The sequence below is a fragment of the Pseudoalteromonas sp. TB64 genome (assembly GCF_000498095.1).
Taxonomy (GTDB): domain Bacteria; phylum Pseudomonadota; class Gammaproteobacteria; order Enterobacterales; family Alteromonadaceae; genus Pseudoalteromonas.
In genome coordinates, this window is the sequence record NZ_AUTQ01000153.1 from 1 (window position 1) to 12,740 (window position 12,740).

Here is a 12,740-nt window from a genome sequence, read left to right on the forward strand (position 1 = left end):
CTGATAAGCCAATACCGCCTAAACCAAATATAGCCACGGTGTCGCCAGCTTTTACTTTAGCTGTATTTGTTACTGCGCCCATACCGGTAGTAACGCCACAGCCTAATAAACAAATTTCCTCTAAAGAGGCTTCTTTGTTTACTTTAGCAAGTGAGATTTCTGGCAATACTGTGTACTCAGAAAACGTAGATGTGCCCATGTAATGATAAATTGGCTGACCGTCTTTAAAAAAGCGTGTTGTGCCGTCTGGCATTAAGCCTTTACCTTGTGTTTCGCGTACAGCTGAACACAAATTTGTTTTACCTGAGGTACACATTTTACACACGCCACATTCAGCTGTGTATAAAGGAATAACGTGATCGCCCACTTCAACACTTGTTACGCCCTCGCCAATAGCGTAAACAACACCAGCGCCTTCGTGACCTAAAATTGCAGGGAATATGCCCTCAGGATCTTGACCCGATAAAGTAAATGCATCGGTATGACAAACACCAGTAGCGGTAATTTTTACCATTACTTCGCCTTTTTTAGGCATCATTACATCAACTTCTTCAACGCTAAGTGGTTGATTAGGACCCCACGCAATAGCCGCTTTTGATTTAATAAATTCAGACATGTATTTTCCTTTAACGGGTTATTCAAAAAGTAATTGTAGACCCAATGTGCTTGGGTGATGGGCTTATTGTATTTGTTTCTCAAATAATGATAATCTCGATTTTATTAAAACACTTTTACAGTATGGTAATAATGGCGCGTTGGGATGGAATAGATGAGTTTATAGCGGTAGGTGAAGAAGGTAGCTTTACTGCGGCTGCAAAAACACTTGGCCTTTCGGTGGCGCATATTAGTCGCCATGTTACAGCGCTTGAGCAGCGTTTAAATACTCAGCTTTTAACTCGCACAACCCGCAAAGTGGTGTTAACTAAAGAGGGCGAAGTGTATTTACACCAAATCAAACATGTTCAACACGCTATGGATGAGGCAACACAAGGGCTTGCTCAACAACAAAGCTCCCCAAAGGGAAAAATAAAGCTTACTGCACCGGTTATGTACGGAGAGAGCTTTATTATGCCCATTGTGCATGATTTTATGAACGATCACCCCGACGTAGAAGTAATTGCTACATTGAGTAACGAGCAAGAAAACCTGTTGGAGGGCGGTTTTGATTTAGCAATAAGACTTGGGCATTTAAAAGATTCAAGTTTAAAAGCACGTAGATTAAGCGCACGTCGCTTTATTATGTGTGCTTCACCACAATATTTAACTCGATTTGGCGAACCGCATACTTTAGGTGAATTAAATAATCATCAATGTTTGATTGGTAACAGCAGCTATTGGCGGGTAAATGAAAACGCGAAGGACAAACATATAAAAGTAGCAGGGCGGCTACAATGTAATAGTGGTTGGGCGCTGGTGGATGGTGCTAAAAAAGGCTTGGGTATTATTCAGCTACCTGATTACTACATAGAAAGCGAAATTAAAATGGGGGAATTAGTGCCAATTTTAACGGCCTATCAGCCTCAACAAGAAGGAGTGTGGGGCGTATATCCACCAAGGCAGTTTGTGGCAACTAATGTTCGGGTATTGCTCGATTATTTAGTTGCAGGTCTTAAAGCTTAAGGATGAGTTAATGATCAAATAAGTATTGCTTTAAATATAGCCAAGTATCAGATTTTTAAATTATTTCTTACATTTTACGCCATACCCAAAGGCACTTTTTTCGTGCTACTATTGCCCAATACTTTTACGATAAGTGTTAAAAATAATATGTTTCAACCGGTTAGCTTATTTATAGGGCTTAGATATAGCCGTTCCTCAAAAGGAAATGCGTTTATATCATTTATTTCGTTTTTTTCTATTGCCGGTATCGCTATTGGTTTAATGGCATTATTTACCGTAAGCAGCGTAATGAATGGTTTTGAAAATAGCTTAAAAACCAATATGCTTGGGCTTATTCCCCATGTTGAAGTTCAAGCTGATAAACACACTGCCACACAAATGAGCACGTTAAAAACCGACCTTGAGCAATCTCCTTATGTTGACCATGTCAGTTTATACCGCCACGGTGAAGCTATTTTGCAAACCAATAAAGATTTGCACGGGGTTTTACTGCAAGGTCTTTATGATGACAATGGGTCTTTATATAAAATTACCGATAAAATCGTACAAGGTAATTGGCAAACCGTTCTTAATAAAAACTACAGCATTGCTATAAGCCGTTACTTAAGCCGTAAATTAGGTGTAAGCATTGGCGATAAATTACGTGTAATTATGCCTAATGCCTCAACCTATACTCCTCTTGGTCGCGTGCCAAGCCAACGCTTATTTAAAGTAGCAGCTATATACGAAACGGGTTCTGAAATAGACATGGGGCTTGCTTTTACAAGCGGAGCTTCGCTGCAAAGAGTACTAAAGCTAGATAAAAATACCGCCCCTAATTTAAGTATATCGCTGCATGAACCCTTTGCACTCGACGAGTTTATTGAAGCTAGCCAACGCATATTAAAAAGTTATAACTACAGCGACTGGCGTAGTAGCCAAGGTACTTTGTTTGCAGCTGTTGCAATGGAAAAACGCATTATGACCATGCTATTAGGTTTAATTGTGCTGGTGGCTGTGTTTAATATTGTATCTGCATTAACCATGATGGTAAGCGAAAAGCAAGGTGAGGTAGCAATATTACAAACGTTAGGTTTAACGCCATCACAAGTGCAAAAAGTGTTTATGGTGCAAGGACTTTATAACGGTGTAATTGGCACTGCAATTGGGGCTTTTTTAGGTGTTATGTTTAGTTTATATATTAATGAGCTACTTGCTTTTGTTGGCTTAAACTTACTTGCGGGGATAGAACTTCCCGTAAAATTTGATATTTTAAGCCTTGTTATTATAGCACTGGGCAGTATAGCAATGAGCTTTTTAGCGACCTTATATCCTGCGCGAAAAGCCGCAAAAGTAAAACCAGCAGAGGTATTACGTTATGAATGATTTAGTTATTAGCTGTAAAAATCTAAGTAAAATTTATCAAGATGGCAGCAATCAAGTAGAAGTATTAAAAGGCGTCGATTTAGCTTTACAGCAAGGCGAAATGCTTGCCATTGTTGGTAGCTCAGGTTCGGGTAAAAGCACGCTTTTACACATACTGGGTACATTAGATACCGCAAGTTCTGGTAGCGCTAAAATTAAAAACCAAGACGTAGCAAAGCTCTCGCGTACAGAGCAAGCTGCTTTTAGAAACAAAAATTTAGGCTTTATATATCAATTCCATCACCTATTAATGGAATTTAGTGCAGTTGAAAACGTAGCAATGCCGCTATTAATTAAAGGTTTAAGTGCCAAAGACGCAAATGCACAAGCGCTCGATATGCTTGAAAAAGTAGGGCTTGCTCATCGTAGTTCGCATAAACCTTCGGCGCTTTCGGGTGGTGAACGTCAACGTGTTGCTATTGCTCGCGCACTTGTTACTAAACCTGCATTAGTACTTGCTGATGAACCAACGGGTAATTTAGATAAACAAAATGCGATTAAAATTTACGATTTAATTAACGAGCTTAACCAAAGCTTAAATACCAGTTTTGTAGTGGTGACACACGATTTAGAACTTGCCGATAAGCTAGGTAAAATAGCTTATTTAGACGATGGTAAACTAGCTATTAAAGAGTCGCAGCATGTTGCTTAGTGCATTTTTAAGTAAACGCTTTAGAGCCTATTCAGGTCATAAAGATGAAAAAAATGGCTTTGTTAGTTTTATCGCTAAAGCCTCTACTATTGGTATTTTATTAGGCGTAGCTGTTTTAATTGTGGCGCTGTCGGTTATTAATGGCTTTGAGCAACAACTAGTACACAGATTATTAAGCGTTGTGCCGCAAGTTGAATATGTAGCACCAAACAGACCTATTGCAAATTGGTCTCAAAAAATCGAGAACTTACAAGCGCAACCTCATGTTACAGGCGCGGCTCCATTTATTGCCGTTAATGGTATGGCGCAATATAAAAGCCAGTTAAAAGCGATTGAAATTAGAGGGGTTGAGCCATCGTTAGAAAGCAATGTATCGGCTGTAAACCAGTTTACAAGTGGTAAACTAGTGAGCCAGCTAGGTATCGATGATGTGATTTTAGGTAAGCAAATAGTTAAACAGTTAGATGCAAAAGTCGGCGATAACGTCACTTTACTGATCCCGCAAATAGGTCAAAAAGGTCAGTCGCTATTGGCACCCAAGCGAGTAACACTTACTCTTGCTGGTGTTATAGAAATGGGAGGACCGATAGACAGTAGCGCTGCGTTTATTCATTTAAGTAAAGCCCAACAAACACTCGGCTATGATGAAACCCAAGTTACAGGATTACGATTAAGTGTTGATGATGTTTTCTCGGCCCACCAAATAGCCTTAGACATAGGCCAAACTATTAATGACTATGTTTATATTTCTAGTTGGTTTAGGACGCAAGGCAGTTTATATCAAGATATTCAAATGGTGCGCACCATTGTTTATATTGTTGTATTTTTAATAATTGCTGTAGCGAGTTTTAATATTGTGTCGTCCTTGGTGATGGAAGTACGTGAAAAACAAGGTACTATCGCAATTTTAAAAACCATGGGTGCAAAAGACAGTACCATTTTAGCCACTTTTGTAATGCAGGGTTTAACTCAAGCATTTGTAGGTGTTGCCTTAGGTACACTTATTGGTGTTGTTTTGGCCCTTAATATAAGTGAGTTATTCACTTGGCTTAGCTTACTGTTTGGTTCGAATCCGCTGGAAGGTGTGTACTTTATAGAGTTTTTACCCAGTAAATTAGCACTTGAAGATATTGGCATTACGGTTATTGTTACTTTTGTATTAGCAATATTTGCCACTATTTATCCTGCTTTGCAAGCTACTCGTGTAGATCCCGCTAAAGTGCTTGGTAATTAAGCCCAAGCACTTAAATAAAAATTAATAGGGTGGTATTAGTAAATCTGTTAAACTAGGTGCTTATTTAAAATTAAGCAATAACTGCTTGGTTGCTATACCTCACTTTGGGATTTACTTTGACTAATAACGATATTTTACGCCGCATTCGCTATACTTTTAATTTAACTGATACCGCTACGGTTAATGTTTTTGCAGCCGCAGAACTTACAGTTACAACTGAGCAAGTAATTGCATGGTTGACTAAAGAAGGTGAAGAAGCTTTTACCCCAATCAGTGATACCGAGTTTGCTAGTTTTTTAAATGGGTTTATTAATACTAAACGTGGCAAGCGCGAAGGCGAGCAACCAGAGCCAGAGAAAAAGCTAAACAACAACATCATATTTATGAAGCTACGTATCGCTTTAAATATGAAGGCAGAAGATGTTATTGCCACACTTGCACTTGTTGATTTTGATTTAAGTAAGCATGAGTTAAGCGCATTTTCTCGTAAAGTTGATAACAAGCATTACCGTGTTTGTAACGATCAAATATTACGTCTATTTTTAACTGGCGTACAAAAGCAAGTTCGCCCAGAAGAATCTGCGGAATAACCAGCTTTTAGTTAATAGGCTTTGTATACGCGCAATGCACAGTACAAAGCCTTAATTACTATCTGTTCTAAATTTTAACAAGTACCTTTACACTTACAGAACTCCTTAGTCCTCTTATTTTAAAACAGTCACTTTTGCCTTCAATGAATTTAAATTCACTTTAATTAAATAAAAAATAAATATTGTTAATTCTTCTGATCAAAAATAATTCAAGTAATAGACGTTAAATATCGTGTTGTACCATGCTAAAGTAACAGTTAATTAAATTAACTTAAGACTTTACAGCATGAATCATAAACTTGATCACGTTTACTTCAATATCTGATAAATACTTTTATTATTAACACGGAAGAATAATTATGAATTATATCCATAGCACTATCGCGCAATTAAAAAATAGTAGCCCTGCACAATGCGAGTTTTATCAAGCTGTTGAAGAAGTACTTGAATCACTCGAACCTATCTTAGAAAACTCAGGCAAATATAAAAAAAATGCCATTATTCAACGCTTAGTTGAACCCGAACGCCAAATTATGTTTAGAGTCCCTTGGGTTGATGACGAAGGTAATATCCAAGTAAATAAAGGCTACAGAATTGAGTTTAACTCTGCGCTTGGCCCTTATAAAGGGGGTCTGCGTTTTCACCCTAGTGTAAATGCCAGCATAATTAAATTTTTAGGATTTGAGCAAATATTTAAAAATGCCTTAACGGGTTTACCAATCGGTGGCGGTAAAGGCGGCGCTAATTTTGATCCTAAAGGGCGCTCTGATGCTGAGATAATGCGTTTTTGCCAATCATTTATGAGTGAGCTTTATCGCCATATTGGTCCTACAACTGACGTACCCGCTGGAGACATTGGTGTAGGAGCGCGTGAGATTGGTTACTTGTTTGGTCAGTACAAACGTTTGACTGGTCGCTATGAGGGCGTATTAACAGGTAAAAGCTTATTGTGGGGTGGATCGCTAGTGCGTAAAGAAGCAACCGGCTATGGCGCCGTTTATTTTGCACAGTACATGCTACAAGCACGCGGCGACAGCCTACAAGGTAAGCGCTGTTTAGTGTCGGGTGCGGGTAATGTTGCTATTTATGCTATGGAAAAATTATATCAAATGGGGGCAACACCCATAAGTTGTAGCGACTCTCGCGGTACTGTTTATCATGAGTCGGGTATAGATTTGAGCCTTATAAAGCGTTTAAAAGAGCAATCACGCGATTGTTTGAGTGTATATAAACAAACTCATGTTGATGCGATTTATATTAGCCAAAGTGATTACCCTAAAGACGGGCATGCTGTTTGGCGTTTTAATGCTGACGCTGCCTTTCCATGCGCAACACAAAATGAATTAACACAGGCGGATGCAAACGCATTATTAACGGGTGGTTGTGTATTGGTAAGCGAAGGGGCAAATATGCCCTCAACAAAAGAGGCTATTGATTGCTTTATTGCTGCAAAAATTGCGTATGGACCAGGAAAAGCCGCTAATGCTGGCGGTGTTGCAACGAGTCAATTAGAAATGGCGCAAAATGCGAGTATGCAAAGTTGGACCTTTGAAGAGGTTGATGAAAAGCTAAAACAAATTATGAAAAATATATTTGTTACAGCTAACGACACCGCAATAGAATTTGGTGAGCCAGGAAATCTTTTATTAGGCGCTAATATTGCAGGTTTTAGGCGCGTTGCTGATGCAATGATTGAGCAGGGTGTTGTTTAATTATCAGCCTAACCATTAATTAACTATCATTTTAAAAAGTAAGTTTAAATAACAAACTTAACCTATTTATTTTGTATTGATCTGAATGAAATTTTAAAACTNTGGCTAGTTTTAAATATTAACGCCATTAGTGCACTATAAGGCTATAAAGCGAGGCTATAACAGCGTAGGATCAGGTTACTTTCGAATGAAAAATAGGTTTGCACTTAGGTGCATTAACACAAAAATTTATGCAACTAACTGCAAAACCATCACTTCCTAATGCGTTACTTATTTCTATTAGCACACCGCAGTTTAAAGGTGACGAGGCGATAGAGTCGCTTGCTGAACTTGCCCGTTTGGTTACTACTTTAGGATTTAAAGTAGTAGGCACACAATCACAAAAGCAAAGTTCTACCCAAAAAGTTAATGTATTGGGCTCGGGTAAACTTACCGAAATAGCACACCTCACAGGTAATAAAGGCTCTGCTGCAGAAGAGCAAGAAGTTGATTCACTCGATGAAGATTCGCTTCCAGAGGTATCTTCTGAAATTCCATCAGATGAACTTGATTTTGCGTGTGCTGATGTAGTTGTATTTGACTGTGATTTAACTCCTTCTCAGCTTCGAAATGTAGAGAATCAGTTAGGTGTTGAGGTATTTGACCGCACCGGTATTATTATTGAAATATTTAGCCGCCATGCGCGTACTAAAACGGCAAAATTACAAGTTGAAATAGCTCGCCTTAATTATGTAGCGCCACGGCTTCGTGAAACATCAACCGGTGATAAAGAACGCCAAATGGGTAAAGGTGCAGGTGAAACTACACTGGAGCTAAATCGCCGTAAGGTTCGCGACCAATTAGCAGAGCTAAAGCGTGAGCTTGTAAGTGTTCAAGATGTAATGATGGACAGGCGAACTCAGCGCTCAGAGCTTTTCTCAGTGGCTTTAATTGGTTACACCAATGCTGGTAAGTCATCAATGATGCGTGCAATTACAGGCAGCGACGTAGAGGGTGAAAACAAGTTATTTGCAACACTAGATACCACTGTTCGAGCATTGTATCCAATTACGCAGCCTCGTATTTTGGTGTCAGACACCGTTGGTTTTATTAAAAAATTACCACATGATTTGGTTGCCTCATTCCACTCAACATTAGCTGAAGCGCATGATGCGTCTTTACTTTTGTATGTTGTTGATGCTTCAGATTCATCTTTTCGCTCACAGCTTGATGTAGTGCATAAAGTACTAGCAGAAGTTGGGGTTGAGGGTAGTAAAAAACTATTGGTGTTAAATAAGTCTGATCAATTAAGTATTGAGCAACAGCAAGCGCTAATGGATGAATTTCCTGATGCAATGATGACATCTACTCGTAATCCAGATGATATTAGTAAACTCCATAAATATATTGTTGGTATAGCGCAAGACGATATGGTTGAAGATGAAATTATTATTCCTTACACAGCAAAAGGTATAGTAGGTGAAATTAGATCGAGTATGAGTGTTATTAAAGAAGAGTATGAATATAGCCATATAAAGCTAACAGTACGCTCTAATATCATTGATTTAGAAAGACTAAAGAAACGCATGCTTGATTTATAATAATATTAAGGCGAGTTGAATTTTCAAGATTAAACCTCGAAAGATAAACAGTGCCTAAGCTATATCCGTAATAAAATTAGTGCAGTGATTAATGTTGTGCTAATTTTATTTTGAATGAGGTGTTTAATGCACAAGCGTAAATGGCGTGGTATTAAAGAGCGCTACAGAGCATTGCATTCGTAGTCTAGGAATTCCCGCTTCCATAAATACATTCCCTTGCTGTACAAACCCATTTTTTTTGAAGCGTTCTACTTCGTTTAAAATACAATTAATACTTACTTTTTCTATGCCTTGGCTTGCTGCTAATTCAACAATAAAGTTGAGTAATGATTTATAAACACACCGATTACGATGCTCAGGTAGGACAGCTATTCGACCAATTAATCCATCTACACATAACCTACCAGTAGCAATAGGTGTTTGAGTTTCGTCGGTAACCAGTACATGCAGCGCAAATTCATCGAGGCTATCAAACTCAATGTGTTTAGGAATGTGTAACTCGTATACAAAAACCTTTTCTCGGATTTGTTGTAATAAGTCTTTTTGTGTATCCCAATCTACTTTTTTAACTTGATAGCCCATGGCAAACTCCTGTTGTAGCAATCAGCCTTGATCAGTATTAAACCAAATTCCCTCATTTACCAGTGTAGTAAAAGTTTGTAGAAAAACGAGACTTGGCTTTATTAAACTTAATTCTGAACTTTCAAACTCGCCATGATCGGTAAGTAATTTAACGGCATTTAAATCGCTAAGCAATAAGCTATAGTTTTCACCGTTTACACTTAATAGTAATTCATCTTCAAACAATTGATAAATAGCACGCGTGCCACCTAAACGTTCCAATACGATAGTGCTATTGTTTAATGCATTGGTTATTTGCTCAGTTGTAAATGGGTCTTCAGTTGGTGCTAAATCCATTTCGTGCTTAGGCTGGCTTAATGTAGTGCCTAACCATTGTTTAAATAATGTGTCGTTTTCAAGCAACCTTTGCATTAAGGTTTTAATTTTATTTACTTCAGTGCTATTGAGTTCACCTTTTGACTTTCTAAGCATTAGGTTGTGATCGGTATAGCGCTCTTGTCCGGTTTCGGTATCAATAATATGATCGGCAAAACTTGAAAGTAAATCTTGTTGATTTGGGGCTCTAAAACCAACAGAGTAGTTTAGTGCATTTTCTAATGCGTAACCTTCATGCGGGCATCCAGGTGGAATATATAAAATATCACCAGGCTCTAAAATGCAATCTATTACGGCTTCAAATGCTTCAACCTGAAGTAGTTTTTTATTTTGAGCAAACTGTTTAAGCGTCGGATCGGGCAGACCTACGCGCCAGTGGCGTTTGCCTTCACCTTGAATAATAAATACATCGTACTGATCTAAATGCGGACCAACACCACCGCTTGGAGTTGAATAGCTGATCATTAAGTCATCTATTCGCCAGTTGGGAATAAATCTAAATGGTTCTAATAATTGCGCGGCTTCAGGATGCCAATGATCAACAGCTTGCACTAATAAGGTGGCATTTTCGTCTGTTAACTTCTCAAAGTCTTCAAATGGACCTTGGTACGTATCCCATTCGTTATTGTGATTAGTTACAATTCGCGACTCAATACTTTCTTCCATTGCCAGACCGGCAAGTTCGTTAGCATCAAGAGGGTCCTGAAAATCACTAAAACCTTGTTTTATTAAAAGCGGTTTTTTTTGCCAAAAATGACTTAAAAATTCTTGCTCAGATAAATTATTTATTTTTAATTGATACATACTAAAGCTCATAAATTAGTGCAATTAATTTTAAAACAAAAAAAGCGAAAGGATACCTTTCGCTTTTTCATTTATTTAATTCAGTTTTTAAACTAAATCATCAATAAACTCAACAGCGCGACCAATGTAGTTAGCAGGTGTTAGTTTTTTCATTTCTACTTTAGCATCTTCAGGAAGGTCTAAACCATCGATGAAATCAGCCATTATTTCTTTATTTACACGTTTGCCACGTGTTAAATCTTTAAGTTTTTCGTATGGCTTTTCGATGCCATATTTACGCATAACCGTTTGAATTGGCTCGGCTAGTAATTCCCAGTTTTGATCAAGCTCGTCAGCTAGGCGTTGCTCGTTTACTTCAAGCTTGCTTACACCTTTAAGAGTTGATTGATATGCAATAAGAGCATAACCCATACCAACACCTAGGTTACGTAATACCGTTGAATCAGTAAGGTCACGCTGCCAGCGAGAAACTGGTAATTTTTGTGCAAGATGAGCAAAAATAGCGTTTGCTAATCCTAAGTTACCTTCTGAGTTTTCAAAATCAATTGGGTTAACTTTATGTGGCATTGTAGATGAGCCAATTTCGCCAGCAATAGTTTTTTGCTTAAAGTGATTAAGGGCGATGTAACCCCACATGTCACGGTCAAAATCTAACAATATAGTGTTAAAACGTGCAATTGCGTCAAACAACTCTGCAATATAGTCATGCGGTTCAATTTGTGTAGTAAATGGGTTTAGTGTTAAACCTAAGCTTGATACAAATTTATCTGCATGTGTATGCCAGTCGTAATCTGGGTATGCGCTAAGGTGAGCGTTGTAGTTACCAACAGCACCGTTAACTTTACCTAGCATTTCTACTTGTGCAATTTGGTCACGTTGACGTTTTAAACGCATGTATACGTTAGCAAACTCTTTACCCATAGTAGATGGTGTAGCAGGTTGCCCGTGTGTACGAGTCATCATTGGAATTGTTTTGTATTCAATTGCTTTAGCTTTAATTGCGCTTAAAAGTTCATCGCAATAAGGAAGTAAAACGTTTTTACGCGCTTCGCTTAGCATTAAACCATGAGATAGGTTATTAATATCTTCTGAGGTACAAGCAAAGTGAATAAATTCGTTAATTGCGTGAAGCTCACTGTTATCGGCTACTTTTTCTTTTAGTAGGTATTCAACCGCTTTAACATCGTGATTTGTAGTGCGTTCAATATCTTTAACGCGTTGCGCATCAGCTTCACTGAAGTTATCTACAATGGCGTTAAGTAGTGCATTTGCTTGCTCGCTAAATGCTGGCACTTCTTTGATATCGCTTGCTGCAGCTAACGCTTGCAACCAACGCACTTCAACGGTTACGCGGTATTTGATTAAGCCAAATTCGCTGAAAATACTGCGTAGTTCAGTGGTTTTGCTGCCGTAGCGACCATCCACTGGAGAGATAGCCGTTAACGCTGAAAGCTCCATAATAACTCCTAAATTTTAGTTTGAACGATAGTTAAATTTTTGATTTAGCAATGGCGAGTATTTTTCTTTTTGCAAAGAAAAAATGACGGCGTTTACCGCCCATTTGACGCCATAAAACTGCACTTCTAATGCCGGCTAGTAATAACGCACGGATTTTATTTTGAGTGAGCTGCTGTTTTAATAACTCGGGTTTACCATAAACCTGTATTCGGTGCCCAAGGGGGCTCAGCACCGACGAGTATATATCTGCTAAACCGGCAACAACGGTGTCATCGGTAATAGCAAAGTGATCTAAACGACGATGAATATCATCAATTCGTTTACCTAATTCGTTTAAGCTTTTATCGTTTGCACTTAGCGCACGCTCAAGCTGCATTAAACCACCTACGTATTTTACTATTTCAACATCTTTTTGAGCGCCAGCAGTTAACTGAGCCATTAATGTTTTATAGCCATCACGTAGGTTGTCAGTACCTTGGTAAACATCTTCTGGCGATGCCGGTGATGTTTGAATAATGCTTGAAAATAATACTTCTAAGTCGTGCTCATTATTACTGCCATACTGCGCAATTTTTTGAACTTGCTTAGCTACTTGGCACATAGCGGCAAGCGCCATGACTTGGTGTTCGTTCATTACTTGATCACCGAGTCAATAATACCACCACCTAAGCACACATCTTCTGCATAAAATACGGCAGATTGACCAGGCGTAACTGCTTTTTGTGGCTC

The 12,740-nt window shown here is 38.5% G+C and carries 13 protein-coding genes; 7 read left to right on the top strand and 6 right to left on the bottom strand.

What is annotated here, in order from left to right:
• Positions 1-616, bottom strand: a 616-nt coding sequence (locus tag L647_RS0112880; protein ID WP_024611458.1) for an alcohol dehydrogenase catalytic domain-containing protein, incomplete at its 3' end; no start/stop codon positions are given.
• 131 nt (positions 617-747) lie between these two features.
• Between L647_RS0112880 and L647_RS0112885 the strand changes: the two genes are divergently transcribed.
• From L647_RS0112885 to hflX, 7 genes are all read left to right on the top strand, one after another.
• A complete protein-coding gene (locus L647_RS0112885; protein WP_024611459.1) occupies positions 748-1,620 on the top strand; it encodes a LysR family transcriptional regulator in 873 nt (290 codons plus the stop codon).
• 147 nt (positions 1,621-1,767) lie between these two features.
• Entirely contained in the window at positions 1,768-2,985 is a 1,218-nt protein-coding gene (locus tag L647_RS0112890) for a lipoprotein-releasing ABC transporter permease subunit (RefSeq protein ID WP_024611460.1), read from the top strand.
• The gene (gene lolD / locus L647_RS0112895) at positions 2,978-3,676 is read left to right on the top strand and encodes a lipoprotein-releasing ABC transporter ATP-binding protein LolD (protein ID WP_024611461.1); all 699 of its coding nucleotides are present in this window, start codon (positions 2,978-2,980) and stop codon (positions 3,674-3,676) included. Before L647_RS0112890 ends, lolD begins: the two co-directional genes overlap by 8 nt.
• Positions 3,666-4,910 (top strand): lipoprotein-releasing ABC transporter permease subunit, encoded by a 1,245-nt coding sequence (locus L647_RS0112900; RefSeq protein WP_024611462.1) that lies wholly within the window; start codon positions 3,666-3,668, stop codon positions 4,908-4,910. Before lolD ends, L647_RS0112900 begins: the two co-directional genes overlap by 11 nt.
• Before the next feature lie 116 nt (positions 4,911-5,026).
• Positions 5,027-5,500 (top strand): DUF1456 family protein, encoded by a 474-nt coding sequence (locus L647_RS0112905; protein WP_024611463.1) that lies wholly within the window; start codon positions 5,027-5,029, stop codon positions 5,498-5,500.
• A gap of 359 nt (positions 5,501-5,859) precedes the next feature.
• Complete coding sequence (gdhA, locus tag L647_RS0112910; RefSeq protein ID WP_024611464.1) at positions 5,860-7,212, top strand: NADP-specific glutamate dehydrogenase; 1,353 nt, start codon at positions 5,860-5,862, stop codon at positions 7,210-7,212.
• 230 nt (positions 7,213-7,442) lie between these two features.
• Positions 7,443-8,792 carry a GTPase HflX gene (gene hflX, locus L647_RS0112915; protein WP_024611465.1) on the top strand — a complete coding sequence of 450 codons (1,350 nt, stop codon included), beginning with the start codon at positions 7,443-7,445 and terminating at the stop codon, positions 8,790-8,792.
• A 123-nt stretch (positions 8,793-8,915) separates the two neighbouring features.
• Here hflX and L647_RS0112920 read toward each other — a convergent pair whose 3' ends face one another.
• The 5 genes from L647_RS0112920 to L647_RS1000000125860 all read right to left on the bottom strand — a co-directional run.
• Positions 8,916-9,374, bottom strand: coding sequence for a GNAT family N-acetyltransferase (locus L647_RS0112920; protein WP_024611466.1), 459 nt, complete (start codon positions 9,372-9,374; stop codon positions 8,916-8,918).
• A gap of 21 nt (positions 9,375-9,395) precedes the next feature.
• Positions 9,396-10,553: a cupin domain-containing protein gene (locus L647_RS0112925; RefSeq protein WP_024611467.1), complete on the bottom strand. Its 1,158-nt coding sequence runs from the start codon at positions 10,551-10,553 to the stop codon at positions 9,396-9,398.
• Between the two features lie 87 nt (positions 10,554-10,640).
• A complete protein-coding gene (purB, locus tag L647_RS0112930) occupies positions 10,641-12,011 on the bottom strand; it encodes an adenylosuccinate lyase (protein ID WP_024611468.1) in 1,371 nt (456 codons plus the stop codon).
• A gap of 31 nt (positions 12,012-12,042) precedes the next feature.
• Positions 12,043-12,645 carry a high frequency lysogenization protein HflD gene (gene hflD / locus L647_RS0112935; protein ID WP_024611469.1) on the bottom strand — a complete coding sequence of 201 codons (603 nt, stop codon included), beginning with the start codon at positions 12,643-12,645 and terminating at the stop codon, positions 12,043-12,045.
• Positions 12,645-12,740 (bottom strand): aminomethyltransferase beta-barrel domain-containing protein (locus L647_RS1000000125860; RefSeq protein ID WP_139015446.1); only part of this gene is annotated, 96 nt, incomplete at its 5' end. The genes L647_RS1000000125860 and hflD, both read right to left, overlap by 1 nt.

What these genes read in the sequence shown, in the direction of transcription:
- L647_RS0112885 (WP_024611459.1), top strand. Translation starts at nt 748, where the DNA reads ATGGCGCGTTGGGATGGAATAGATGAGTTTATAGCGGTAGGTGAAGAA.
- L647_RS0112890 (WP_024611460.1), top strand. Translation starts at nt 1,768, where the DNA reads ATGTTTCAACCGGTTAGCTTATTTATAGGGCTTAGATATAGCCGTTCC.
- lolD (WP_024611461.1), top strand. Translation starts at nt 2,978, where the DNA reads ATGAATGATTTAGTTATTAGCTGTAAAAATCTAAGTAAAATTTATCAA.
- L647_RS0112900 (WP_024611462.1), top strand. Translation starts at nt 3,666, where the DNA reads ATGTTGCTTAGTGCATTTTTAAGTAAACGCTTTAGAGCCTATTCAGGT.
- gdhA (WP_024611464.1), top strand. Translation starts at nt 5,860, where the DNA reads ATGAATTATATCCATAGCACTATCGCGCAATTAAAAAATAGTAGCCCT.
- hflX (WP_024611465.1), top strand. Translation starts at nt 7,443, where the DNA reads ATGCAACTAACTGCAAAACCATCACTTCCTAATGCGTTACTTATTTCT.
- L647_RS0112920 (WP_024611466.1), bottom strand. Translation starts at nt 9,374, where the DNA reads ATGGGCTATCAAGTTAAAAAAGTAGATTGGGATACACAAAAAGACTTA.
- L647_RS0112925 (WP_024611467.1), bottom strand. Translation starts at nt 10,553, where the DNA reads ATGTATCAATTAAAAATAAATAATTTATCTGAGCAAGAATTTTTAAGT.
- purB (WP_024611468.1), bottom strand. Translation starts at nt 12,011, where the DNA reads ATGGAGCTTTCAGCGTTAACGGCTATCTCTCCAGTGGATGGTCGCTAC.
- hflD (WP_024611469.1), bottom strand. Translation starts at nt 12,645, where the DNA reads ATGAACGAACACCAAGTCATGGCGCTTGCCGCTATGTGCCAAGTAGCT.